This window comes from Glycomyces tenuis DSM 44171 (assembly GCF_000427885.1).
In the GTDB taxonomy this organism is placed as follows: domain Bacteria; phylum Actinomycetota; class Actinomycetes; order Mycobacteriales; family Micromonosporaceae; genus Glycomyces; species Glycomyces tenuis.
Window position 1 is genome coordinate 1 of sequence record NZ_ATYW01000011.1, and the last position, 26297, is coordinate 26297.

Here is a 26297-nt window from a genome sequence, read left to right on the forward strand (position 1 = left end):
TGGCACGGAAACGACCGACGATCAACGATGTCGCGGCGGCCTCGGGTGTCTCGCGCGGCACGGTCTCGCGCGTCCTCAACGAGAAGGGGAACGTCTCGCTGGCGGCCGAGACGGCGGTGCGCAGGGCCGTGGCCGAGACCGGCTACGTCGTCAACCGCGCCGCCCGCAGCCTCAAGACCAACCGCACCGGCTCGATCGTCATGGTCCTGTCCGAACCGCAGGAGCGGCTGTTCGAGGACCCGAACTTCAGCGTGCTCATGCGCGTGGCCACGAACCAACTGGCCGAGCGCGACATGTCGCTGGTGCTCATGGTCGCCGGCGACGACGGCGGCCGCGACCGCGTGGCCCGCTACCTGCGCGGCGGCCACGCCGACGGCGCCCTGCTCATCTCGACTCACTCCGGCGACCCGCTCCTGGAGGCCATCGAGCGCTCGGACGTGCCCGCCGTCGCCTGCGGCGCCGTGCTGGGCCGCGAATCGGTCATCCCCTACGCCGCGGCCGACGACCGCGGCGGCGCCCGCGCCATGACCGAATACCTGGTGGCGCGGGGGCGCCGCAGGATCGGCATGATCACCGGCCCGCTCGACACGCCCGGCGGCTCGCTCCGCCTCGAAGGCTTCACCAGCGTCCTGGGCCGCAGGGCCACCAAGCAGATGGTCGTCCACAGCGATTACAGCCAAGCCGGCGGCGAGGCGGCCATGCGGCGGCTGCTGGAGACCGTCCCCGACCTCGACGCGGTCTTCGTCGCCTCGGACCTCATGGCCGCCGGAGCGCTCCAGGTCCTCCACACCGCGGGCCGCCGGGTGCCCGACGACGTGGCCGTGGGCGGCTTCGACGACTCGGCCGTCGCCACCGCCACCAGGCCGATGCTGACGACGGTGCGCCAGCCGCTGGCGACGGTCGCCGAGGAGACGGTCCGGCTCCTCACCGCCCTGCTCGACGACGAGCCGGTCGAGCCCGTCGTCCTGCCGACCGAACTGATCATCCGCGAGTCCGCCTGAACAGGCGGCGCCTCCGACGATAATCGTTCACAGCCTCGCGAGAAGCCGAGGCGGAACATCTTGACTGTATATTGACGTATGGCTATACTTCATTTTAATGGGATCGTTCACAGCCGGAGCCGAACACAGCCGACGGGAAGGAAGGGCGCCGACCGGCCTCCGGACCCGCGATCCAGTGGCCCGACCGCCAGCGCCCTGAAGCCCGGCACGCGATTTCCGCGGGGCTGAGGCACAGGCGAACCCGCCGATGGGACGACACTCCCAGGCGCGTGAATGCCGCCGTCGGCCCTACAGGACGGGCGTGCGGCGCCAACGGCCACTTCGCCGCAAGCGCGGATGCGGCACCGGTCCATGCGGCTTCACGGCCGCGCGGGAGCCCCTCCGGGCTGGGATCGATTTCAAGGCTGGGACGGCCCGCCGCTCGATCCGAAGGCCACTCGACGAGTTCACCACCGTGAGCCGCCTGTCATACGAACGGTTCACACCTCTCACGTCTCTTACACAAGGAGCCACCATGTCAATGCAACGACGGACCTTCCTCGGCCTCGGTGCGGCCGGCGCGCTGGGAGTGGGCGCCTCCCTGCTCGGCGCCGGCCAGGCCCTCGCCGACCCCGCCCCAGCCGACCCCTTCGCCGTGGGCGTGCGCCGGTATGACTGGTACCGGGGCTCGCGCCCGTGCACCACCTACGTCTACTACCCGGCCACCGGATCCCCCGGCGGGAACCCGGTCACCGACGCCCCGGTCGCCGACGGCGTCTTCCCCGTCTACAACTACACCCACGGCTGGGGCAGCAGCCCCCAGAACTCCCTGTTCTTCATCCGACCACTGGCCGCGGCGGGCTTCATCGTCCCCGCCCCCCACTTCAGCTACGACGGCGCCGGCGAAGTCTACAGCGGCGAGCCGTCGAAGGACGTCTCCGAGATCATCACGCAGACCCTCGCCCTCAACGCGAGCGGACCGCTCGCCGGGCACATCGACACCGAGATCGGCGTGGGCGTCTCGGGCCACTCCCTGGGCGGCATGACCACCCACGGCCTGCTGACGGCCTGGCCCGACAGCCGCATCGTCTCGGCCAACCCGCAGTCGTGCGAGGACATGGGCACCCCCGCCACCTCGATCACGGCCAAGGTCGTGTTCGTCCACGGCGACCGCGACGACCTCACGCAGTACGACTCGGCCCGCCAGGCCTACAACGAGATCACCTGGCCCAAGGCGTTCCTCACCTTCGTCGGCGGCAGCCACACCAGCTTCTGGGGCGACGACCGCTTCCCCAACACGGTCGTGGACTGGGCGCGCTGGAGCATGTACGGCGACACCGCCGCCCGCGACCGCCTCCCGGCCGACGCCGCCGGTTCGAACACCCGATGGGAGGCCGAACTGGGCGAAGGACCATCCGAACCCACCGGCCTCTACCGCCTGACCGCCCGGCACAGCGGCAAGTACGCCGACATCGACGCGATCTCCACCGCGGCCGGGGCGGGGCTGATCCAGTGGTCACCGACCAGCCGGACCAACCAGCAGTTCGAGTTCATCGACGTCGGCGACGACCACTACCGGATCAAAGCCCGCCACTCCGGCATGGTCCTGCAGGTGGCGAGCAACACCAGCGGCGCCGACATCACCCAGCAGCCCGAATCCGACGCCGCGAGCCAGCAATGGCGCATCGTCGAGCACGGCGGCGGCACCGTCAGCCTCATCAACAGAGCCTCGGGTCTGGCCATGGACGTGTGGGAGCACTCGACCGCAGACGGCGCCCGGATCTCCCAATACACCTACACCGGCAACGACAACCAGCGCTTCACACGGCAAGCCGTCTGACCCGCGACCACGTCGCTACAACGATTCAATCCCATCCGGCGACGGCGGCGCACGGCCTCCCGGCATCCAGTGCCGACGCCGTCACGGTCGGGCGATCCATAACCCACTACGCATGGAGCGATCAATGCGCCTTTCCCCCACCCGACGGCTGCACACGCTGTCGGCCCTAGCAGCGGCCCTCGTGGTGGCCGTGACCTTCCTCTTCTTCTCACCGTTCGGCGCCTCGGCCGCCCCCGACACCACCGCCTGGTATGTCATCCAGTCGCGTTCCTCGGGCCTGGTCTTCGAGATCGAAGGCGCCTCTGCCAGCACCGGTGCCGAGCTCGTCCAGTCCGACCGCACGGACGCGCACAGCCAGCAGTTCCGGTTCCTCGACGCCGGCGGCGGCTACTACCGCATCCAGGCACGGCACTCGAACCTGGTGCTCGACGTCTGGGAGCAGAACCCCGACAACGGCGCCACCATCGCGCAGTACACCGACCAGAACGGCACCAACCAGCAATGGGAGGTCCAGGAGTCGGGCGGCTACGCCACGTTCGTGAGCCGCTTCTCCGGCAAGGCGCTCGACGTGTGGGAGAAGTCGACCACCGCGGGCACCCGGATCAGCCAGTACACGCCCAACGGCGGCACGAACCAGCAGTTCCAGCTCATCCGCGTCGACGGCGGCGACCCCACCGATCCCCCGACCACCGGCGATCCCGGCGACCCCGGTGAAGGCGGCGACGGCCGCTACGAGGCCGAGGCGCTGACGCGCGGCGTGACCGTGGTGCCTTCGGGCGAAGGCAACCTCGTCAGCTGGCGCCTGCTGGGCACCGACGATCCGGACACGGCCTTCAACGTCTACAAGGACGGTGCTCTGCTCAACGGCTCGCCGATCACCGGCGCCACCAACTACCTCGACACCGGCGGGTCCGCGGGCTCGCAGTACACCGTCCGGGCCGTCACCGACGGAAACGAAGGAGCCGAGGCGGGCACCGAGGCGCGGTTCAACTCCAGCGGCTACTTCGACGTCCCGATCCAGCGCCCCGCCGGCGGCAGCAATCCCTCGGGGTCGTACAGCTACGAGGCCAACGACACCTCCGCGGCCGACCTCGACGGCGACGGCACCTACGAGCTGATCGTCAAGTGGGACCCGACCAACGCGCACGACAACGTCCACGAGGGCTACACCGGGAACGTCTACCTCGACGCCTACCGCCTCAACGGCGAACGGCTGTGGCGCATCGACCTGGGCCGCAACATCCGGGCCGGGGCGCACTACACGCAATACCAGGTGTACGACTACGACGGCGACGGCGCCGCCGAACTCGCGGTCAAGACCGCCGACGGCACCCGCGACGCCAACGGCACGGTCATCGGCGATGCGAACGCCGACTACCGCGACTCGAACGGCCGCATCCTCGCCGGCCCGGAGTTCCTGACCATCTTCAACGGGCCCACCGGCGCCGCGATGGACACCGTGAACTACCAGCCGGCCCGCGGCAGGGTCTCGGACTGGGGCGACGACTACGGCAACCGCGTCGACCGGTTCCTCGCCGGCACGGCCTACCTCGACGGGGAGACCCCCTCGATGATCTTCGCGCGCGGCTACTACACGCGAAGCGTGATCTGGGCCGTGGACTGGAACGGCACCGACCTGACCACCCGCTGGGTCTTCGACTCCGACGACGAGGGCAGCCAGTACGAGGGCCAGGGCAATCACAATCTCTCGATCGCCGACCTGGACGGCGACGGCCGCCAGGACATCGTCTACGGCGCCATGGCCGTCGGCTCGGACGGGCAGCCGCTGTGGAACACCCGCATGGGCCACGGCGACGCGCTGCACGTGACCGACCACGTGCCCGGCAACCCCGGACAGGAGGTCTTCATGCCCGGCGAGTGGCCCAGCATGCCCTCGACCCGCCTGGTCGACGGCGACACCGGGTCGATCATCATGCAGACCCCCGTGGCCGACGACGACAACGGCCGCGGCGTGGGCGCCAACGTCTACGCGGGCAACTCGGGTTCGGAGTACTGGTCATCCCTGGTCAGCGGCCTGCGGAACGCCTCGGGCTCGAACATCGGGTCGAAGCCGAGCTCGACCAACTTCCTGTGCTGGTGGGACGGCGACGGGGAGCGCGAGCTGCTCGACGGCACCCGCATCAGCAACTACTCCCCCGCCCAGACGCTCCTGGACGGCTCGGGAGTGACCTCGAACAACGGCTCCAAGTCGACGCCGGCGCTGTCGGTCGACCTGTTCGGCGACTGGCGCGAGGAAGTCATCTGGAAGACCTCGAACTCCTCGGCCCTGCGGATCTACGCCACGCCGTACGAGACCGATCTGCGCATCCCGACGCTGATGCACGACATCCAGTACCGGGTCGCGATCGCGTGGCAGAACACCGGCTACAACCAGCCGCCGCATCCGAGCTTCTACATCGGCTCGGACGTCACCGACTACCCCTGGCCCGACATCCACACCCCATGACCACCCACAGGCCCAGGTGCATGTGCCGGTGCGCCGGGGGTCCTGCGGTGGAGCGAGGCGGAGCCGTCAGGGTCCGCCTCGCACTCCGCACTTCCGCACCGCACTCGCGGAGAAGCCCGCGACCACGACGCTGAACCGCAACCGCAGGACCGTCGACGGCACCCGGCCCCGGCTGAGGACCGCTCAAGCGGCGAGAACCAACGCCGCGCGAATCACGCATCGAGGAACAGATCGACAAGGAGGTCTACAATGGATCGAATCAGAGTCTTGCACGGGATGCTCGTCGCCGCGTTGACGGCATTGCTCGCCTTCGTCGCGGTTCCCGCGTCGGCGGCCGCTCCGTCGCTCGGACCGCCGAGCGTCACCACGCTCACCACCGACGGTCGCACGGCGTTGACGTACACCGGCTACATGAACGGCGAATCGTTCCAACAGGACGGCATCACCACATTCGACGACTGGCAGTACACGGCCTGGTGGGACCAGGACGGCTACGTCAACCTGGCCCGCCGCGCGGTCACGGCGAACTCGTGGCAGACCGTGCGCCTGACCGACTACCGGACCACCTCGACCGACTCGCACAACACGATCTCGATCGGCATCTCCGGTCAGGACGGCACGATCCACCTCTCCTTCGACATGCACAACTCGGCCTTGAAGTACCGCAAGTCGATCGCGGGGATGGCGACCTCACCGTCGACCGCGGACTGGTCGGCGGCGAGCTTCGGCGCCGTGTCGAACAGCCTTGCCGGACAGCGCCTGTCGCAGGCGACCTACCCGCGGTTCTTCCGCTCCCCGGACGGCGTGCTGCAGATGAGCATCCGCACGGGCGCCAGCGGCTCGGGCGACCTGGTGCTCTTCGAGTACCGGAACGGCGCCTGGACGTACCTGGGCGAGTTCCTCAACGGGACCGACGCCGACAACAACGCCTATCTCTTCGGCATCGAATACGACGACACCGGGCTCGACGACAGCGACCTGCTGCACGCCACCTGGACGGTGCGCGAGACGCCGAACGCCAGCACCAACCACGACATCTACTACGCCTACAGCAAGGACCAGGGCCGCACCTGGCGCGACAACGACGGCAACGTGGTGGCGACGACCGGCTCGGATCCGCTCATCGCCGACGACTCCGGACTGCGCGTCGTCGACATCGGACAGAACCGGGGGCTCATGAACCAGGAGTCGCAAGTGGTCGACAGCGCGGGCAACGTCCATGTGCTCGCCTCGCACATGCCGCCCTCGTCGTCGAACGACGGCGACTTCGACAACGCGCGGAGGAAGTCCGTGCTGGTCCACTACTGGCGCGACAAGCCCAGCAAGGAGTGGAACCGCCAAGTGCTGACGTATACGGGTGTCATGACCCGCGCCGACATCGGCGTCGACTCCGGCGACAATCTGTACATCGCCAGTGGCAACTCGGCCACCAGGAGACTGAGCGTCTACACCGCCTCGCAGTCGTCCGGTTGGACCGATTGGGCCATCCGCTACACCTCGAGCGTGGAGTACTACTCCGACCCGCTGCTCGACCACACCCGGCTCGCCGTCCACGACGTCGTCTCGGTCTTCGCCCCCCGATACGGCGGCAGCCGGATCGAGGTGCTGGACTGGGCGACAGGACAAGGCGGCGGGAGCCGGGTCTCGGACATCGCGAACCGGAATTCGGGCAGATGCATGGACGTGGTCGGCGGCTCGACCGAGAACGGGGCCGAGATCATCCAGTGGGACTGCCACGGCGGACCCAACCAGCAATGGGAGCTCCGCGACGTCGGCGGCGGCCACGTCCAGATCGTCTCCCGGCATTCCGGCAGGTGCCTCGACGTCGACGGCGCCTCGACGGCCGACGACGCCAGGGTCATCCAGTGGACGTGCAACGGCGGCACCAACCAGCAGTGGGAGCTTCGAGACGTCGGCGGCGGCCATATCCAGCTCGTGGCGCGGCACTCGGGCAAGTGCCTCGACGTGATCGACTCCTCGACCGCGAACGGCACCCGGCTGCGGCAACACGACTGCTCGAGCGGCACCAGCCAACAGTGGAGCCTGCAGACCCTCTAGAAACCGATTCCGCACTTGGAGCGATCATGCGAACATCTGGAAATCGACGGCTCACGAGCCTGACGAGCACTCCGATCAGGCACCGCGGTCGTGCGCGCAGCGCAGTGGCAGGCGCCGGATGTGGCGCTCGACCGACGGCGGCTCGTCGTGGCGGCGGGTCCGGGACTTCGCGGAGGCCGACGCCGTGGGCTTCGGCAAGGGCCATGGACGGCGCGGCCATCCGGTGGTCTGCGCCTCGGCGAAGGACGGGCCGGCCCCGCGGCCGGATGCCTTCGTCGGGCGCGGCGAGCTTGGCGGACCCGCCGCGCCGTCATGTCCCCGTGCCGTTCCGGTCCTAGTCGATCAGTAGGTGATGTCCGGTCTGGCGGGGGTGTCCATGTCATGGCCGAGGAAGTAGTCGACGTGGTGGGACTGCATGTAGCCCTTGACGGTCATGTCGTTGCGGTAGGCGGGGTTGTGCGCCAGGGTGTACAACCTGATGTCGGTCGGCCGGTCGGTGGTGAACACGATCAGCTCGTCGTACTCCCCGTTCGGCAGCACGACCTCCTCGCGCCACTCGCCGAAGACGTCGCCGCCGTCGAAGCCCCAGGCCGTCATCATGAGGTTGAAGCCGCCGTCGCCGAAGGTGACGCCGTCGGCGATCCTGACCGCGACCTCGGCGAAGCCGTCACTGTCGAAGTCGTAGACGGTGACCCCGTCGTTGTGGCCCACGTCGATCGTGGACGAGCCGCCCTCGATGTTGTTCTGGTTCGTGCTGTTGTGGCCCATGTCGACCTCCCGTAGGAATTCGCCGTCGCTCGAGTAGGCCTCGATCGACTGCGGGGAGGTCTGGCGGTCCACCACGTAGTCGTAGGCGCCGTCGCCGTCGAGGTCGCCGACCCACACGAACTGGATCGTGCCGCCGTCGCGCAACGGAATGCGGACGGCCGGAAGGCCTCGGACACGAGGACTCGCATCGCCTCGGATGACATGTACTCGATGTACCTGCCGATGGCCGTTTCACTGAACGACATGGACGAAACAGCGGCGGGCGCGATGTTGGAGAGCTCTGGGAAGATTCGACCGGTTGATCCCGGAGGCTGCGGTGAGGCGGAGGCGAATCCACCTCACCGCAGTCTCCGGTGGCGGCTAGCCGCTCGCCTGTTCGACATCGAGGTAATCGATATTGGGCAGGCCGTTCGCGGTGGTCGGGTCCAATCGGATGGTGTTGGCGCCCGCGTCCAGTTGGACGGTGACGGTCTGAGTGGTCCAGCCCGTCCACGAACCGGTGGTCGGGAGCGAGGCCGTCTCCACCGTGGATCCGTTCACGATCACGTCGGCCGGCCTCGCAGCGCTGCTGCCGTTGGCGAACCGAAGGTCCAGCGTCGCCGTCCCGGCGGCCGACGCCTGCACGGTGAACTCGGCATAGGCGTTGTCGGCGTTGTCACCGTTGCAGAACCCGCTGCCGGAGAAGCCCGCGTGGTCGGCGTCGATGGTGCCCGAGCAGACCGCCGGAGAGCTCTCGGCCTCATAGCGCGTCGAGTCCCCCGGATCGGGATCCTCTCCGCCCTGCCTGACGAGCGAGAACTGGTCGGCGGTGAGGTTGCCGCTCCCGCCGTCGACGGTGACGGTCGCGGTCCCTGCCGGCAGCTCGATGCCGGTGAGTTCGCGCTCAGTCCAGCCGCTCGAGGACGGGACGTTGAGGACGTGCGCCCGGCCGTCGGCGCCGGTGACGGTCACCTGGCCGGAGCCCTTGGTGTACAGGCCGAGTGTGTAGGTGCCCGCGGGCACCTCCATCTCCTGCCGGGCGCCGGATCCGTTGTTCACGTGCAGCGCGAACCGACTCCCGTTCGCCCCGCCCTCGACGTTGCCCACCCCGCCCGAACCGGTCCTGGACCACCCGACCACGTTCGAGACGATGATCCGGTCGGCCTGGACGTCGGGATTGAGGATGTAGTTGTTGTCGGGCCCGACGCGCCATTCACCGGTCGTGGCGTTGAACTCCCACTGGCTCACCGAGTGGAACTGCGGCCCGTCGCCCTCGTCGGTGATCGGCACCCACTGGTTGTAGCCGATGCCGTTCCATGCGAAGTCGGCCCAGCGGTCCCCGGCGTAGAGCACCGTGTCCTGCTCGGTCCCTTCGACGGTCACGAAGAACCCGGTCTGGGTCACGTGGCTGTAGTCCATCTCCGTGCCCGGCATCGTGAAGTAGTCCGAGTAGTCGCCCTGGACGCTGCCCTGAGTGGACTCGAGGCAGTAGTTGACCGAGGTGTTCCAGCCGTGCAGGTCCGAGGCGCACATGAAGTACTCGCCGTCGAGCTTGAACATGGCGTTGCCCTCGCGGCCGTCACCGTGGCGGCCGATCTCGACCGCCGGCTCCGCGTAGAGCGAGTCGGACGAGCGGAGCTTGGAGACGAACGCGCGGGAGCGGCCCTCGCGGTTGGAGAAGATCAGGTAGTCCTGGCCGTCCTCGTCGGTGAAGACGGTCTGGTCACCGGTGCCCGTCGTCGGCGAGTTCACGACCTGGCGCTGGAAGTTGCCGAAAGTGAAATCGCCGGTGGGCGAGTCGCCTTGCAGGAACAGCACGCCGTGGTCGTGCGTGGGGTGCCACATCTGCACCGGGAGGACGTACTTGCCGGTGTTCTCGTTGTACGCGACGCCGAGGCGCCCCACCCATCCGGCGGAGCCGAGGTTGCCGCCCAGGCTTCCGAGGCTCGTCGAGGTCGTGGCGACCTCGTTCTCGAACGTCCAGTTCACCAGGTCCTGTGAGGAGTAGACGGGGATCGAGACGAACCTGACGTCGCCGTCGTACTTCCGCGTCGGATTGTCCCGGTAGTACTCGGCACCGGTGTAGTGCACGCCGTACCAGTAGTAGGTGTCGCCGAACTTGAAGACCCCGCCGCCTTGCGAGTAGATGGGGTTGCCGTCGGTGTCGTTCCAGAAGGTGTCGTTGGTGATCGTCGCGAACGTCGACTGGAGCGGCTCCAACCCGGAGGCGGCGGTCTGCAGCTCGGTCTTCGCGTCCGCGACCTCGGCCTCGGTCGCCGCATCGTCCTCGGAGACGTCGGCCGCGGTGGTCAGAGCTTCGGCGAAGGGCGTCCAGGAGTCAGTGGTGTACTCCGTGGGGACACGCGTCTCGTAGTCCGAGACCATCGCCTCGAGGCCGTCGGCGATGGTCGAGTCGGCGGCGACTCGGGGCTCCGTCTGCGCCGAGTCGTCCACGGCGGCGGATCCGGGAGACGCGGGCGCGGCCAAGGCCAACGCGAACAACGCCGTGGCGACGAGTGGTCCCCATCGGCGCGGCGATCTGCGGGCGGTGAATGTCATGGTCTTGCCTCTCACTCGATGTCGCCCGGCAGCAGGGCAGGCGGAGGCAGCACTGTCACCGCCGCCGGGTTATGAACACGGACGTCCCCGGTCGCCGGGGCTCCTTTCAGGAGCACCGGTAACCGGGGACGCGCCAGTCGTTCACGATCGCAGTGCCGGGTGGGATCGTGAGGCGGTCGCGTCGTCAATCGGAGCCGTGGGATTCGGACATTTTCGGACGACTCGAATGACTTGCAGTCGACCCTACGGGCGCTTGACATGCCTGTCCATGGTCATTTCGCTGGTAGACATGGACAAAAGCTCGGTCATGGACGGCCTCGGCATGGTCCGGGACGGTTTCGCTGTGCAGCATGCCGTGGGGGAAACGGTCCCGGCGGCGGCAGGCGGCCACGCCGACCAGGGCACTCTTGCCGGTGTGCTCAGGTCCCTTGATGACCAGTGGATCGGGTTCGGGCAGCGTCATCCATTCCATGAGGTCCTCGAGCCGTTCGGCCCGGTCGGTTCAATAGGAAGGATCGCCGAACAGATCGAGTGGGACCGGTTGATGCTGCTCGATGGTGATCGTGCCCTGAAAGAGGGTCCCACCGCCGCGGATGTCGTTGTGGAACATCGGACTGTTGTTCATCGGCGCTCCCGAGCCAACTCGGTTCGGACACCGATCTTCCCACGCGGCCTCGCCTCTCGGGTGCCCCATCGTCGAGGCCCACCGGCCTAAGCTGTATACGGACTACAAGGAGGACTCGTGGACCCAGTCATCACCGCCATCGCCACCGCAGCGGCGGGGAAACTCGCCGGGGAGACCGCGGGCGGCATCGTCGCGGCCGGCAAGTACGTCAAGGACTACTTCAGCAGACGCGCCGAGCGGAAAGCGATCCTCGAGCGCGCCGAGACCAGGCCGGACACGGCCGAGGTCGAGGACCTCGCCAAGGCGATCGCCGCGGTCTGCGCCGACGACACGGCGTTCCGCGAGCAGCTCACCCGGCTCGCGGGTCAGCCGATCACGCTCACCCAGGTCAATCAGGCGCAGCAGCACGTCATGTTCCAGAACAACTTCCACGGACAGGGGCCCGGCAAGGTCTACCAGGCGGAGACGATGAACTTCCGGGAGCTTCCCGATCACGACTGACACGGCGGCATGATCGGTCCGTGTGCCGGGCCGCGGACCGATCCGACGCCAGCAGTGGGAATCCGGGTCCGCTCGGACCATTGTGTTCCATAGTGGATCTGCTTGGCGGCGGATCGCAGGCGCGGTGAGCGGGCGGGCACCGTTGCCTCCCAGCGCGGCCTCGAAAGGCGCACGGGCTCGTCGTCTTCGTCGAGGTACGGCTGCCGCACCGTTCACGGCAGGCTTTCGACGTTCGCTGTTCCGAGCGCTAGGATCGTTGCTCGACACACCGCCAGCCTCACCCGCTACGCCGCCCAACAGGAATATAATGCGCCAAGGAACCCGGAACCCGGAACCCGGAACCCGGAACCCGGAACCCGGAACCCGGAACCCGGAACCCGGAACCCGGTGNCCGGTCGACGACCGCACTTCCGCGTTCGAACGCCGGATCGTCTTCGCCGGCGGCAGCCTCCAAGCCCTCAACCGGCTCTATTACGACCTCGAACCCCTCCTCGCCGCCGACCGCCGCCTCCTGATCAGGTACGCCCTGTTCCAAACCGACCGCCAGACCGGTGGCAGGCGCTTCAGCCGCCAGCGCGACATCGACTGGCTAGGCTGGGAGACCGTCACCGCCGACCCGCCCGAGCTGCTGGTCTCCTCCGGTGCGACCCGCACTCTTCACGAGGCCCGCTGCGATGTCGCGCTGATCCCCCACGGCGCGGGCCACAACCGCCTCACTCCCCATTTCGAGGGCGTCGCCGGGCTCGCCCGCGGCCAGCTCCGCGACGAGACCGGGCGCCTGCCCGCCTATCTCGCGCTGCCCGGACCGGCCTCGGTCGAGCGGCTCCGCGTCGACTGCCCCGAGGCGCTCCCGTTCGCCGAGGTCACCGGCGACCTGTGCTTCGAGCGGCTCAGGCTCAGCGCCCGCATGCGCCGCGAGTACCGCCGCGCCCTCGGCGTCGGCCCGCGGCGGCGGCTGGTGCTGGTCTCCTCGACGTGGCGGGAGCACTCCCTGTTCGCCCACCACCCGTCGCTGCCCGAGCGGCTGCTCGCCGCGCTGCCGATGGACGACTACGCGGTGGCGTTCGTCCCCCACCCGAACATCCTCGCCGTCCACGGCGGCATGGAGAGCCTCTTCAGGCGCCAGCTGGAGAACGGCCTGATCATGGTCGACCCGGGCGAGGGCTGGCGCGCCGCCCTGCTGGCCGCGGACTGCGTCATCGGGGACCACGGCTCGCTCGGCTTCTACGGCGCCGCCCTCGGCATCCCGACCGCCGTGGCGTCCTTCGGCTTCGAGGAGATGCCGCGCGAATCCCCGCTGGCGGTCTTCGGTTCCATCGCGCCGCCGTTCGACCCCGCGGGCGATCTGCTCGGGCAGGTGGAGCGGCTGTGCGAGTCGGAGCCGCTGCTCGACGAGTGCTTCTCGCGGGCGCTGGCGGATCCGGAACCGGGCCCGGCTCAGCGGATCAGGGCCGGCCTGTATCGGACGCTGCGGCTCGACGAGCGCCCGGGCCCCGGCCCGCGCATGTTCGCCCCGCCGGTGCCGGTGCCGTATTGGCACCCGACCTCGTCCTGGCGCAGCGAGGTCGCCTTCGAGGGCGACGCGGCGACCTGCCGGCGCTTCCCGGCCGACGACGGTCGCCCGGGCCCCAGGCGCCTGGTCGCGGAGGTGCGCTGCCTGGACCCCGACGCCCGCGACCAGGCCGACATCATCGTCCGCCACCACGGGACGCTGCCCGAATCGGAGGCGTGGGAAGAGGGGCTGAAACTGCTGAAGGAGCATCCCCTGGCGTCGCTCGCGAGCGTGCGAACAACATCCGGGCTGATATGGACCTGCGCGGACGGCCGGAGGCTGCACGCCTCGTGCGCGCCGGAGTCGGCCGACGCGGCGGTGTCGGTGTGGGCGGAGGCCGGTCGGCCCGATTCGGGCGACTGGCGACTGGGCGGCGGCGCCCTCAGTGTCCGTCCGCTTCGCTGATCCCGAAAGCGATGCGAACCCGCTCCGCGCCGATCACGTCGCCGTGGGCGGTGAACAAGTGCAGCGCCAGCTTCGCCCGGTCGAGATGCGGCTCGCCCCGCTCGACGAGGACCGCCGCCACCCGCTCGTGGGTCTCGGCGACCGTCTGCCACAGACTCTCCTTGACGAGGTCTTCCAGCAGCTCGTCGACCCGGGCGAGGGCGCCTGCGTCGCCGCGGCGGAACCGGAGCATGGCGATGTCGAGCAGGGTTCCGAGGCGGTTGCGCCGGTCGCCGTCCGTCTCGAACCACGTCGCGGCGAGTTCCCAAGTCGTGACGGCGAGGTCGAGTTCGCCCCGCTCCTCGTAGATCTCCGCCACGACCCGCAGCCGGATGCCGACGGCCTTGGGCCGCCCGATCGCCTCCATGAACTCGGCAGACCGGCGGAGCGCCTCGACGGCCTCGTCGAATCGGCGCTGGTGTTTCCGCAGTCTCCCCAAGGCCTCGGTGACAAGGCCCTTGAGCGCCATGCAGGTCCGGTCCGGAACTTCGGGCGACCGCTCCGCGGCGGCCACGGCGTCCCAGCCGTCGTCCACCGCCAGCTCCGCTTCGGTTTCGTTGCCGCACTTGGTCAGGCACATCGCCAGCATCGAGTTCAGCTGCGCCCTCGCCACCGGGTCGGCCGTGATGCCGAGGACGGCTTCATACTGCTTCGCCGCTTCGTGGTCAAGGGCGGCGTTGGCATAGTACGCCCACAGCGCTTCGGCCAGTGCCCAGGCGAGGTCGGGCCAGTGCTGTTCGGTCGCCACTTTGAGAAAATCGCACAGCGCGGGGTAGAGGGTCCGGTACCACTCCATCGCCTCGGGGCGTCCGTTGAACTCCCGAGCCGTGATGTGCCCGGGCAGCGGCGGAGCGAACCGCAAAGGCGCCTCCATGACAGTGCGGTCGGCGAGCTGAGCGCGGCGCACATGCCAGATCAGGGAGTCGCGGGCTGCGCTGAACAGGTCGAGGGGCACCGGCTCGGTGGGCCCGGGCCGCTCGAACGCCTCGGTGGTCTCGATCCGGTGCCAGCCTTCCCGGTGCTCGACCACGAGCCGGGCCGTCCGCAGCTCGGTGAAGGCGCCCAGGACGCCTTCGTGGTCCCAGCCCTTCGCCCCGTGGAGGATGCCGACGACTTCCCGCTCGAACTCCCGGTTGGGAATGGCGCCGAGCAGGCGGTAGAGCCAGCGGGCGGACCTGCTGAGGCCGTTGTAGACGCCGGTGAACAGATCGCCCTCGCCCACCACCTCGCGGACCTCGACGAGTTCCACCAGCGAGCGGTGGGCGATGAGCCCGGCGAGCAGGTTGAGATCGGCGGGCTTCGACCCGAAGACCTGGACCAGGCGCGGCGGCAGGTCCTCGGCGAGGTTCGGGCAGACGTCCCGCAGGAACCCGGCCGCGTCCTCGACGGCGAGCGGCTCCAACGGGATCGACCGGTAGTCCTGATCGGGCAGCGGGACACGGCTCGCGACCACATACCCCGATGTCGGCGACGCGGGCCGGAACAGCGCCGCCTCGCGCTCTCCGACCACACCGTCGACGGCCACGAGCAACGCCTGGTCACGCGTGACCGAGTGGTACAGCGACAGGCATCCCTCCTGGCTGGACGGTATCTGCGAGGGACTGACATTGAGCCTGAGCAGGACCGACTGCAGCACCCCCTGGACCTTCTCGCCGTCGAGGACGATGTAGAGCTGCCCGCGGGGGTACCGGTCGCGGTAGCGGTCGATCGCCATGGCCGCCAAAGCGGTCTTGCCGATGCCCGCGTCACCGACGACCGCCACCGGCCGCCCTTCCGCCAGCGAGGCGCCGATGGAGGCGAGCTCGCTCTCCCGGCCTGTCCACTCAGGCCTGACCCGCGGCCCTTCGCGGGGCACGATCATCTGGGGTCCGTTGTGCACATTCACGGTGCCGCCCTGGATCACATTCCCGACCTCGCCGTCGAAGGCGTTGCGAACGGTGAACGACTCCTCGGACATCCAGACTCCCAACAGATCGGGTGCTCCGACCATGCTCCCACAGCACCCGCGAAGCGGGCAACGGCAGAGCAGGCCGGATCGTCCGCGCGGGCGCCTTCGCTCCGGCGGTGTTCACTCGAACAGGGTCGGGGCGCCCCCGGCGGTGCGGCGGTCGACCTCGCCGGGCTCGAAGAGCCGGATCGTCCCGTACTCGCCGTCATAGCCGGCCTCGCGGATCACCTTCCCCTCGCGCAGACGGGCGACGGCCTCGGCCAGGAGCGGCGAGCGGGACTCGATGTCGGCGACGGGCACCCGCTCCAGGATCGCCAGCTCCGGCCCCAGTTCGGCGGTCAGCCGGTCGACCTCGGCGCGGACCCGCTTGGTCTTCGGGCCGGTGCCGACGATCTCGCTCACGATCTGCGGCAGCGGCACCAGGTGCTCGACGTCCGCCACGGGCGCCTCCGTCCCTTCGGGGCGGTCGGCCAGGTCCTCCACGCGGCTGAGCACGCCGACGGTGAGGGGCCTGCCGCACACCGGGCACCGGCCGCCGCGCTCGCGGGTCTCCTCGGGCTCCAGGCGCACGCCGCACTTGCGGTGGCCGTCGAGGTGGTACTTGCCGCCTTCGGGGAAGAACTCGACCGAGCCCAGATGCCCTTCGCCGGTCTCCAGGGCCCCGCGGACGGCGTGGTAGTCGAGTTCGGTGTCGAACACGGTGGTCTCGCGGGCCAGCATCGGCGGGGAGTGGGCGTCGGAGTAGCTGACCATGCGGTAGCGGTCCAGAGCGGAGACCCGCCGGTTCATCTCGGGGTCGCTCGACAGGCCGGTCTCCAGGGCGAAGATGCGGTCCGACAGCTCGCCGTAGCACTCCTCCACGCTGTCGAAGCCGGACTTGGAGCCCAGCAGCCCGAACCACGGCGTCCACACGTGCGCGGGGACGAGGTAGGCGCCCTCACCGCTGTCCAGAGTGGCCTCCAGAAGGTCGCGGGCGTCCATGGAGAGGGTGGGGCGGCCGTCGGAGGAGAGGTCGGCGACGCGGCCCAGTCTGCCGTTGGACTCCGCCGCGGACTCGAAGTCGGGCATGTAGACCAGGTGGTGGATCTTGCGGGTGCGGCCGCCGCGCCTGTAGACGGTGGAGACCTCCACCGACAGCATGAACCGCACCGGCGCGGACGCCACGTTCTCGGGCAGCTCGCCGACGATGTCGGCCTCGAGGTCCTCTTGCAGCCGGAACAGGCCCGGCTCGGCCGCCACGAGCGACTCCCGGAGGCGCTCGAACCACACCGGGTGGGTGAAGTCCCCGGTGCCCATGAGCGTGACGCCCTTGCGCTTGGCCCACCGGGTCAGGTGCTCGAGATCGGCGTCCTTGCTGCACGCGCGGGAATGCTTGGAGTGGAGGTGCAGATCGGCATGGAAACGCATGCGAGGCATGTTTCCACAACCGGCCTCGGTCGGATGCGGCATCGGGGGTGAGAAAATCGTCGGGAATTTCCGCGTTCGGGTGTCGAATCGGCGCCGCCCCGATCGACTGAGGGGTGTCAGCGCACGACCACGACCGAAGGAATCGTCATGAAACTCACCGTGCACACGTTCCTCACCCTCGACGGCGTCATGCAGGCCCCCGGCGCGCCCGACGAGGACTCTGAGGGCGGCTTCGACCTCGGCGGCTGGCAGCCGCCCCTCTTCGACGAGGAGACCGGCCGGATCATCGACGGCTGGTTCGACGGAGCCGAGGCGTTCCTGCTGGGCCGCAGGACCTACGACATCTTCGCCTCCTACTGGCCCACCTCGTCCGCGCCCGAGGGCTTGATCGCCTCCAAGCTCAACGAGCTGCCCAAGTACGTCGCCTCCCGCAGCACGCCGCATCTGGAGTGGCACAACTCGCACCTGCTCGCCTCCGACACGGTCGCGGCGGTCCGCGAGCTCAAGGAGCGCCCGGGCGGCGATCTCCACGTGTGGGGCAGCTCGGAGCTGGTCCAGATGCTCCTGGGGGCCGACCTCGTCGACGAGCTGCGGCTGCTGAGCTACCCGCTGGTGCTCGGCAAGGGGCGGCGGCTGTTCGCGGAGGGCCTGAACGCCTCCTCTTGGAAACTGGTCGAGCACACCGCCACACGGTCGGGCGCCGTCTTGGGCGTCTATCGCTTCAACGGCCGGCCCGTGTTCGGCAGTTTCTCGTAGGCGGCGGAACCGGCGGGTCCCGGTCGGCGGGCGGGCGCGAGCCCGCCGCGCCGCGGCAGGCGGCGATCAGCGGTCCAGGAGCCTGACCCCTTCGGCGACGGCCTTGACCTCGGCGGTGCCTTGGCGGCCGAACGGGTCGCGGACCTCGAAGGCCAGGCGCGGCTCGATGAGCGAGGACACTTCGCGTTCGGTGCTGAAGCCGCTGTCGCCGAACGGCTCGGTGGCCCAGTCCTCGTCCTGTTCGTGGTACTCGATCAGGAAGCCGCGCATGGCGTCCTTGTCGCTCAGGCGCGCGCCGCGCATCGTCTGCACCTGGAGGTCGACGCGCCACACCCCGTCCTCGACCTCGGACTCCCACACCCGCTGGGTGAACCGCACGCCGCCCCACTCGAACTCGAAGTCCGAGGAGTCGCCGAGGCCGGCGGGCAGGTAGGTGATGGCGAGGCCGTCGATGACGGCGTCCTGCTGTCTGATGGTCATGTCGGCATTGTACGTTCCGGCACCGAACGAGTCGTTGTTCCGCGAGATCGTGTATGACCGGGAAGATCCGCATTCGCGCCGATATGCCGCTCGGGGCGCGGTCTCAGATGGAGGCCAGGCTGATCAGGGCCGTCAGCGCCGCCAGTGAGGAGGCCACGATGCCGAGGATCACGCCGGTGGTGGCGAGCCCCGAGCCCGAGACGCCGCCTCCCGCCTGCTTGATCTGGCGTTTCGCGTAGCTTCCCAGCAGCAGCGAGCCGACGCCGAGCAGTGCCGCCATCATGAAGAACGTCAGGCCCGTCCACGGGCTGAACGCGCTGAACAGCAGGCCCGGGAGCGCGCCGAGGATCCCGCCGATGCCCGCGATCAGCGAGCCGATCGCCTGCCCCGAGGGGATCGGCTTGAGCCGCGGCTGCATCAGGTAGAAGCCGTCGACCATGGCGGGCGCCGGGACCGCCACCGGCGGCCACCGGACCGAGTACGGCGGGTAGCCGGGCGCCGGCTGGTACGCGAATCCGGGATACGGGTGGAACCGGGGCCCCGCCGGGGGGTAGGGCTGCTGGGGCTGCTGCTCGGGCGGCCCGGGCGCCGGCGGCTGCATCTGGGGCTGGTACGGGTCCTGAGCGGTCACGCCCCCAGCCTATCCATTGCGCAGCGAACGTGCGACTTCTTCAAAGTAGTCGTCGACCTCGCGGGGGTCGTAGCCGCGCATGGTCATCTGGAAGCCGAGATCGATCAGCGAGTCGGGGTGCGGGGGCACGCCGGTCTCCATCGCCCGCCGGATGCGGGCGACGGCTCGGTCGACTTGGGCTCGGTCGTATCCGCGAAACCGGACAGAGAAGAAGGGGTTCTCCATGGGTCACAGTCTGCCAGGCGGGCACCACGGCCCGAGATCGGGCCGCCGATTGCGTCACCACTCGTTCACATACCGACCACTAACGGACACAAGCTATGTCAAGAAACGCCTCCACCGTCTGACACGCGTGCGGGTGAGGCGTTCGAAACCGGTCGCTATCCGCCCGGCCGCCTCGGCGTCGGCCCCGTCCACCGAGCCGGGCGCGAACGCCGCCTGGTTCACCAGGCCCGGCAGCCCGTCGATCCCGGCCTCGAGCGTCGACACCTGGGCGGCGGCCTCCTCGGCGGTGGCGTGCGGCCCGACCTTCACGCCCGCGCGGGCGGCGGCGCCGAGCACCTCGGCCCACGCCCCGGCCACCCGCTCGGCGGGCGTCCCCCGCTGGAGCCTGCGCCGCCGCCTGAGGCGACGGCGGACCTTGAGGGCCGGCGGGACGCAGGCGAGGGCGATCGCGCCGAGGACCCACCACACCCAGGCGGGAATGCCCTCGTCCGCGACGGCGGCCTCGGTGTCGAAGTCCCCGTCCTCGTTCTCCAGCGCCGGATCGTTGTAGTCCTCGGCCTCGCCCGCGCCCTGGGACTCCTCCGGCTCCTCGGTGGGCTCCTCCTCGAGCTGCTCGAGGGTCTCCTGCGGCGGGACCGGCGCGACGCCCGCGGCGGGCATCGGGTCGAACGGGACCCAGCCGACCCCTTCGAAGGCGACCTCCGGCCAGGCCCGGCCCTGGGCGGCGGTGACGGTGGAGGCCCCGCCGGGCACGTCGAAGCCGACCACGACGCGGGTCGGCAGCCCGACCAGGCGGGCGAGGACCGCGTACGCGGCGGCGAACTGCTCGCTGGTGCCGCGCTGCCCTCCGGCCTCGACGGAGGCCTCGAGGAAGAACTCGAGAGACGGGTAGTCGTGGCCCGAGGGCGCCTCGGCGTCGAAGGCGTAGTGCTGGGACAGGAAGTCGGCGAGCCCTTGGGCGCGCGCGTGAGGCGTGTCGTAGGTGGTGGTGATGTACTCGGCGATCATCGTCATGATCTCCGGTGTGCCGGGTGGAATGGCCACGCTGACCTGGTCGGACAGGTCGACGCGGGCGTTCTCGGCGCCCGCGGGGTCGACGGTGAGCGGATCGGAGCCGACGGTGTAGCGGTCGCCGGTCGCCAGGCCGTCGGGCGTCAGCAGGCACCTGGTGTCGAGGTTGACGGCGACCTGCATGTCGGTGACGGTGGCCGGGTCGGCGACGGCGGGCACGAGCTTGCCGCCCAGTTCGATGATCTCGACCTCGGCGGAGAAGCCGCCCTCGCCGGAGCCGGGCAGGACCGAGCCGGCGGTGCGGAAGTCGCCGCCGGCCTGCCAGGTGACGCCGTCGTACTCGGTGAGGACGGCCAGGCGCATCGTGGCGTCGCCGTCGAGCTCGGCGAGGAACAGCTCCTGCTCGGGGTATTTGGCCCATTCACCGATGCGGACGAGCGGGTTGAGGTCGATGTCGGTCAGCTGCGGCGGCTCGACCAGCTCCCTGGGGTCGCCGGGGCTCGTGGTGACCAGCCGCGTCGCCATCGGCGCGAGCACGGCCACCGCCACGAGCAGGACGGTCGCGCCGACCACGGAGCCGATGAGCGTCGCGCTGCGCTTGGGAACGCCGCCGTCGACCTGGGCGTCCCTGTCGGGCCGCCGGCTCGGCGGCGCCGAGGTCACCGCCAGCGCGGCCCCGGCGACGACGCAGTAGGCGACGGTGGCGGCGACCGCGGGCCCGGCGTTGGGGCCGACGAGGTAGAGCCCGGCGGCGTACAGCAGCGTCGGCGGCAGGCACCCCAGGAGGGTGCGGCCGTAGCGGATCGCGAGCTCGCAGGCGAGCCCGGCGGCCAGCCAGGTGAGGAAGACCGGGACGCCGACGGTGTCGGGCGCGGGCTCGACGGGGATGAGCGCGGTGAGGGTCCGCGGGACGGCGTTGACGATCGCGTCGACCACGACCTGCGGCAGCGGCTCGGTGCCGTCGCCGGTGAGGGCGAACGAGCCGAGCAGGTAGGCGGCCAGGCCCCAGAAGGAGACGACGGCCGAGAGCCAGGACGGCTTGTTGCGCAGCAGGAAGCCGACGGCGAAGGCCGCGACGGCGGCGCCCGCGACCAGGCCGGTGAGGATCACGCCGTGGTAGACGCGGGCGGCGACGACGCCGGCGAGGACGCACAGGGCCGTCAGGCACACGGCGACGGCGGCGACTCGGAAGCGGTAGCGGCTCAGCCTCATAGGGACGTGCCTCCGCCGTCCCAGGCCGCGGCGAACTGCTCGCCGTCGGCGGCCCTGAGGAACGGCAGGCCGCCGACGAGCGAGGCGGAGGTGGACAGGCCCGGGGCGAGGTGGACGGCGATGACGACGGGGTAGGCGCGCTTGAGGGCCGTCAGGCGCGCGGTGGGCGGCTCGGTGCCGGTGATCCACACGAGCGTGTCGCCGAAGCGGCCGGAGGTGAGGCGGGCGATGTAGGCGTCGAGGGACTCGCTCGCGTCGCAGGCGAGCTCGGCGAGCAGGTCGCCGTAGGCGTCGCGCCCGGCGCCCGAGACGGCGCCGCCGGAGGCGGGCACGAGCGCGGCGTGGTACTCGGCGCGGAAGCAGGCGGTCAGGACCGAGTAGGCGGCCTCGCAGGCCGCCTCGAAGGCGTCCGGGTCCGTCCAGCTGTCGGGGCGGTCGTCGAGGGCGATGACGACGGTCGGCAGCGAGGTGTCCACGTGCTCTTTGACCATGAGCTGGCCGATGCGCGCCGAGGTGCGCCAGTGGACGTGCCGCAGCTCGTCGCCGATGACGTACTCGCGCAGCGAGTGGAACGTCAGCGAGCCCTGCTCGACCTTGTCGGCGGTGCCCTCCAGCGACCGCGCCAGCCCGTCGGGCGTGCGGCCCAGGTTCCACAGCCGGGGGTGGACCCACAGCCGGGCGCTCGGGCCGAAGGACCCGGCGGTGGCCGCGAGCCCGAGGATGTCGCGCTTGCCGATCCCGAGCGGCCCGGCGTCGACGACGCCGCGCCGCTCGGCGGTGATCGGATAGGACGCGTTCGCGGACTTGCCGGGCCGCAGCCGCGCCAGAGGCACCGCGACGCGCCTGGTGGCGTGCGTGGGGCCGCCGTAGGTGTCGACGGCGCGGGCGTTGACCGCCCTGAAGCGCCCGGTGTTCGTCACCCGCAGCGCGACGGTGACGCTCTCCCCGACCGAGACGCGGTCGGGTTCGATGCCGCGCTCGACGTCGAGGCTCGGCCTGGCGGCGATGACGCTGGCCGCGGCGACGCAGGCGAGCGCGGCGGCGGCGCCGATCGCGACCAGTTCGGGGTAGCTCCACCGCCAGCCCGCGAACAGCAGGACCGCGGCGGCGAGGGCCAGGCCGACGCCCCGGGCGGTCACGGGGACGGCCCGGAGGAAGTCCAGCCGGTTCATGCCGCCGAGGCGGGCAGGGGCACGGGGACGGACTCGAACACCTCGGCCACGACCCCGGCGCCGGTGGCGCCGCGCATGGCCGCGTCCGGGGCCAGCTGGATGCGGTGCGAGAACACCGGCTCCGCCAGGGCCTTGACGTCCTCGGGGATGATGTAGGTGCGGCCCTGGGAGAGCGCGAACACCGCGGCGGCCCTGGTCAGCGCGATGAGCCCGCGCGGGCTGACTCCGACCGCGACCTGCGGGTGCGTGCGGGTGGCGTTCGCCAGCTGCACGAGGTAGGCGTAGAGCGGCTCGGCGATGTAGACGTACTTGGCGAGCTCGGCCATCTGCGCGACGGTGTCGGTGTCGACGACGGCCGGGATGTTCTCCGGGGAGCGCTGGTGGGTGCCGCGCAGCACCTCGATCTCGGCGGCCTCCACCGGGTAGCCGACCGACAGCTTCACCAGGAAGCGGTCGAGCTGGGCTTCGGGGAGCCGGTAGGTGCCGTCCATCTCGACCGGGTTCTGGGTGGCCACGACGATGAAGGGGGACGGGACCGGGTGCGGGTGGCCGTCGACGGTCACGCGGCCCTCCTCCATGACCTCGAGCAGCGCCGACTGGGTCTTCGGGCTGGCCCGGTTGATCTCGTCGGCGATGACGATGTTGGCGAAGACCGGGCCGGGGTGGAACTCGAATCCGCCCGAGGCCTGGTTGAAGATCGTGACGCCGGAGACGTCGGAGGGCAGAAGGTCCGGGGTGAACTGGATGCGGCGCCACTGGCCCGAGACCGCCGAGGCGATCGCGCGGGCCAGCGTCGTCTTCCCGGTGCCGGGCACGTCCTCGAGGAGGATGTGGCCCTCGGCGAACATGGCCGTCAGCGCCAGGCGCACCACTTCGGGCTTGCCGAGCACGACGGTGTCCACCGCGGCGGCGAGGCGTTCGAACGTGGCGGCGAACGCCTCGGCCTGCCCGGCGTTGAGCGTGACCTGCTGCTGCACGGCCCTGGGGACCTGCAACGGGTGGGTCTGCTCGGTGTCCATCGTTGTCGCTCCTGCTAACACTTCGGGAGGTCCCCGGTCGAGTTCTTGCCTACGCCGTCGATGTTGAACCAGGCGAAGGGGATGTACGCCTTGGAGGCGTAATCGATCTTGATCCACTTGTTCGTCGCGTTCTTGCCCTTGTGGTAATCGTGGGTGCCGTCGCCCTCCGTGCCGCGAGGGATGATCTCCTTGCCGGTGGTCCAGCAATAGGCCGCGTAGCGGTCACCGGTGTTGGTGGTGGTGAGCGCGTTCCCGCTCTGCTGAGTGTTGTCGTAGATGCCGACGCCGTCGACCGAATCGCAGTAGTCGGTGTTCATCGAGTCGCAGCCGAAGAAGACCTCGCCGTTGATCGTCTTGGTCGAGGCGGCCTTGTTGCTCGTGGTCTCCGAACCGGCGGGGTTCGTGATCTTCACTTGGAAGAAGTACTCGGTCGAGGCCATCAGGTTGGACGCGGTGAGGCTGTCGCACGAGCCCGAGGCCACCTGCCCCTTGCCGCGGTACAGCTCGCAGGTGACGTTGCCGCCGCCGTCGTCGTAGGTCATGTTGACCGTGACCGAGGTGGCCGTCGAGGAGGTGCTCTGGATCTGGACCGTCGGCGCGACCATCGTGTTCGAGGTGGTCGTGGCGGGCTCGGACTCGCCGGCCTCGTTGACCGCCGTCACCGACACGTCGACCTGCTGGCCGTTGGAGAAGCCGTCGATGCTGACGTTCGTCTTGTCGCCCGAGACCTCCTCGGTCTGGCCTCCCGCCTGCACGATGTACTGCTCGATCGGGCGACCGTTGTTGACCGGCTGGCTCCAGGTGACGTCGATGGTGCCGGCCGAGTCCGGGTTGGTCTCGGCCAACAGGTCGGTCGGCGCCTCGGGGGCCTTGAACGGCTTCACCGAGTTCGACAGCTCCGACGGCGCGGACGCCGCCGAGCCGGCCAGGGCCGTGACCGAGAAGGCGTACTGGACGTTGTTGTAGGACAGCTGGTCCTCGGCCACCACGAAGGTGGTGCCGTCGGACTGGCCGACGACCGTCCGCTCGCCGCCGCCGGTGACGGCCTCCACCTGGTAGCCGGTGATGTCGTTGCCCTCACCGTCCGCCTCGTCCCAGGTGACCTTCACGGTCCCGTCGGGCTCGGCGACGGCTTCGACGCCTCCCGGCGCGCCGGGGACCTCGGCCGAGGGCGTGATCGACGGCGAGGTGGCCGTGTCGCCCGCGCCGTGCTCGTTGTGCGCGGTCACGGTGAAGGTGTAGGCCTGGCCGTTCTCGAGCCCGTCGACCTCCAGGACCCGCTGGCCCGGGGAGATCTCCCAGCTGTCGCCGGCGCCTTCGATGACGTACTTGGTGAGCGCCGAGCCGTTGTTCGGGGCGGCGTCCCACGAGAGGTTGATCAGGCCGTCGCCGACGGTGCCGGTCAGGTTGGTGACCGCACCGGGCGGGCCGACCTCCTGGCCGCCCTCGCCGTCGCCTTCCTCGCCCTCGTCGCCGGAGGACTCGCCGTCGTCCTCGGGCGGAGCGTTGCCGCCGAGGATGTCGTCGCGGTCCTTCGGGGCGAGGCGGGCCTCGCCGTCGGAGGAGATGACCACGGCGTTGTTGGTGTTGACGGCGTTGGCGAACAGGGTGTCGCCGGTGTGGTAGAGCTCGATCGGGCCGCCGCCGGCGTCGATCTCGATCTGGTCGATCTCATTGCCGCTCAGGTCGTAGACCCACACGACCCCGGCCGCGCCGTCGGGGACGTACACGCGCTCGTGGAACTCGAGCGAGGCGCCGAGGAGCTGCGAGGAGCCCGCGGCGATGTCGAAGTGGCGGGCGTTGTCGTCGTCGACGGTGATGACCGAGGGCGGGTCGGTGACGGTCACGGCCGCGACGGTACCGGGGCTGGTGTCGGCGGTCTCGGTCGGGCCGAGCAGCTCGACCTCGGTCTCGTGCATGTTGCCGTCGCTGCGCAGCGTCGTCATCTTCTGCGCGGTGGAGTTGAGGACGGCGACGCCGTCGCCGAGGACGGTCAGCGCCAGCTCCTGGCGCGGCTCGGCGACGACCTCGGTGGCGACGGTCTTGGCGCCGACGTCGCGCGGCTCGATCTGGACGATGGTGCCCTCGCGGGGGACGCCGACCCAGAGCTTGCCATCGGAGTCGAAGGCGCCGCCGGTCAGGCCCGCCGGGAAGGACAGGGCCTCGCCGACCTGCGCGAGGGTGACGGGGTCGACCTGGCTGACCAGGCCCTGCGTCTGGTCGATGATGAACGCGCCGTCGTCGTGGAGGGCGACGCGGACGCCTTCGCCGGGGACGGTCTCGGCCGAGCCGGTGAGCGCGAGGGTGGCGAGGTCGATGGCGCTGACCTGGCCGGTGGCGACGTTCCGCAGCAGCAGGTGGGTGTCGGTCTGCTCGATCTGGACGGCGTTGCCGGCGGCGTCCTCGACTTCGAAGCGGGCGTCGGTGGCGGCGGTGAGCCCGTTGACGCGCGCGATCTCGCCGATGGGGGTGGTCCACAGCCACATGCTCGCGTCTTCGCCTTGGTTCTCGCGGCTGAAGGCGCCGGTGCCGAGGAGCGTGGCGACCAGCGCGCCGACGAGCACCACTGGGAGTCCAACCGCGATGAGGAGGCCCTTGACGTTCAATCGCCGGGCATCGGAGTTGAGAGTGGTCATTGAGGCGGTTCCTCTGTGGGATCAGCT

General features: G+C 70.1%; 18 protein-coding genes and 1 pseudogene. 6 read left to right on the plus strand and 13 right to left on the minus strand.

Going from position 1 to position 26297, the window contains the following annotated elements:
• From YWW_RS30395 to YWW_RS36910, 4 genes are all read left to right on the plus strand, one after another.
• Positions 1 to 1001, plus strand: a 1001-nt coding sequence (locus tag YWW_RS30395) for a LacI family DNA-binding transcriptional regulator (RefSeq protein ID WP_035704545.1), incomplete at its 5' end; no start/stop codon positions are given.
• A 514-nt stretch (positions 1002 to 1515) separates the two neighbouring features.
• Complete coding sequence (locus tag YWW_RS0114045; protein ID WP_026930617.1) at positions 1516 to 2820, plus strand: RICIN domain-containing protein; 1305 nt, start codon at positions 1516 to 1518, stop codon at positions 2818 to 2820.
• Between the two features lie 124 nt (positions 2821 to 2944).
• The gene (locus YWW_RS30400; protein ID WP_051815839.1) at positions 2945 to 5287 is read left to right on the plus strand and encodes a rhamnogalacturonan lyase family protein; all 2343 of its coding nucleotides are present in this window, start codon (positions 2945 to 2947) and stop codon (positions 5285 to 5287) included.
• 249 nt (positions 5288 to 5536) lie between these two features.
• Positions 5537 to 7345: a BNR-4 repeat-containing protein gene (locus YWW_RS36910; protein WP_081687453.1), complete on the plus strand. Its 1809-nt coding sequence runs from the start codon at positions 5537 to 5539 to the stop codon at positions 7343 to 7345.
• A gap of 342 nt (positions 7346 to 7687) precedes the next feature.
• Here the strand turns inward: YWW_RS36910 and YWW_RS0114065 are convergent, their stop codons facing one another.
• From YWW_RS0114065 to YWW_RS37785, 4 genes are all read right to left on the minus strand, one after another.
• Entirely contained in the window at positions 7688 to 8230 is a 543-nt protein-coding gene (locus YWW_RS0114065; protein ID WP_211228562.1) for a rhamnogalacturonan lyase family protein, read from the minus strand.
• 243 nt (positions 8231 to 8473) lie between these two features.
• Positions 8474 to 10651, minus strand: a complete 2178-nt coding sequence (locus YWW_RS0114070; RefSeq protein WP_081687454.1) for a family 43 glycosylhydrolase — start codon at positions 10649 to 10651, stop codon at positions 8474 to 8476.
• Positions 10652 to 10835: 184 nt separating this feature from the next.
• On the minus strand, positions 10836 to 11123 hold the full coding sequence (locus tag YWW_RS36475; RefSeq protein ID WP_156037707.1) for a hypothetical protein: 288 nt from the start codon (positions 11121 to 11123) through the stop codon (positions 10836 to 10838).
• Positions 11124 to 11153: 30 nt separating this feature from the next.
• Positions 11154 to 11276 carry a hypothetical protein gene (locus tag YWW_RS37785; RefSeq protein ID WP_281171006.1) on the minus strand — a complete coding sequence of 41 codons (123 nt, stop codon included), beginning with the start codon at positions 11274 to 11276 and terminating at the stop codon, positions 11154 to 11156.
• A 117-nt stretch (positions 11277 to 11393) separates the two neighbouring features.
• Between YWW_RS37785 and YWW_RS0114080 the strand changes: the two genes are divergently transcribed.
• Positions 11394 to 11777, plus strand: a complete 384-nt coding sequence (locus YWW_RS0114080) for a hypothetical protein (RefSeq protein ID WP_026930620.1) — start codon at positions 11394 to 11396, stop codon at positions 11775 to 11777.
• Between the two features lie 1934 nt (positions 11778 to 13711).
• On the opposite strand, the gene YWW_RS0114090 is transcribed toward YWW_RS0114080, so the two are convergent.
• Positions 13712 to 15730: a soluble NSF attachment family protein gene (locus tag YWW_RS0114090; RefSeq protein WP_026930621.1), complete on the minus strand. Its 2019-nt coding sequence runs from the start codon at positions 15728 to 15730 to the stop codon at positions 13712 to 13714.
• A gap of 114 nt (positions 15731 to 15844) precedes the next feature.
• Positions 15845 to 17128 (minus strand): annotated as a pseudogene (locus tag YWW_RS30415) (endonuclease Q family protein); the annotation flags it as partial.
• 147 nt (positions 17129 to 17275) lie between these two features.
• On the opposite strand from YWW_RS30415, the gene YWW_RS0114100 reads away from it, so the two are divergent.
• Positions 17276 to 17884: a dihydrofolate reductase family protein gene (locus YWW_RS0114100; protein WP_026930622.1), complete on the plus strand. Its 609-nt coding sequence runs from the start codon at positions 17276 to 17278 to the stop codon at positions 17882 to 17884.
• Positions 17885 to 17950: 66 nt separating this feature from the next.
• On the opposite strand, the gene YWW_RS0114105 is transcribed toward YWW_RS0114100, so the two are convergent.
• From YWW_RS0114105 to YWW_RS34135, 7 genes are all read right to left on the minus strand, one after another.
• Positions 17951 to 18364, minus strand: coding sequence for a hypothetical protein (locus YWW_RS0114105; protein ID WP_051325805.1), 414 nt, complete (start codon positions 18362 to 18364; stop codon positions 17951 to 17953).
• A 103-nt stretch (positions 18365 to 18467) separates the two neighbouring features.
• Complete coding sequence (locus tag YWW_RS30420) at positions 18468 to 18995, minus strand: hypothetical protein (RefSeq protein ID WP_051325806.1); 528 nt, start codon at positions 18993 to 18995, stop codon at positions 18468 to 18470.
• 9 nt (positions 18996 to 19004) lie between these two features.
• A complete protein-coding gene (locus YWW_RS35115; RefSeq protein ID WP_035700929.1) occupies positions 19005 to 19220 on the minus strand; it encodes a DivIVA domain-containing protein in 216 nt (71 codons plus the stop codon).
• Positions 19221 to 19313: 93 nt separating this feature from the next.
• Positions 19314 to 21443: a transglutaminase TgpA family protein gene (locus YWW_RS30425; RefSeq protein ID WP_051325807.1), complete on the minus strand. Its 2130-nt coding sequence runs from the start codon at positions 21441 to 21443 to the stop codon at positions 19314 to 19316.
• Complete coding sequence (locus YWW_RS0114125) at positions 21440 to 22615, minus strand: DUF58 domain-containing protein (RefSeq protein ID WP_035700921.1); 1176 nt, start codon at positions 22613 to 22615, stop codon at positions 21440 to 21442. Before YWW_RS0114125 ends, YWW_RS30425 begins: the two co-directional genes overlap by 4 nt.
• Positions 22612 to 23634 carry an AAA family ATPase gene (locus YWW_RS0114130; protein WP_051325808.1) on the minus strand — a complete coding sequence of 341 codons (1023 nt, stop codon included), beginning with the start codon at positions 23632 to 23634 and terminating at the stop codon, positions 22612 to 22614. The genes YWW_RS0114125 and YWW_RS0114130 overlap by 4 nt, the downstream gene beginning before the upstream one ends.
• A gap of 14 nt (positions 23635 to 23648) precedes the next feature.
• On the minus strand, positions 23649 to 26270 hold the full coding sequence (locus YWW_RS34135) for a fibronectin type III domain-containing protein (protein ID WP_155830179.1): 2622 nt from the start codon (positions 26268 to 26270) through the stop codon (positions 23649 to 23651).
• Positions 26271 to 26297: the final 27 nt, after the last annotated feature.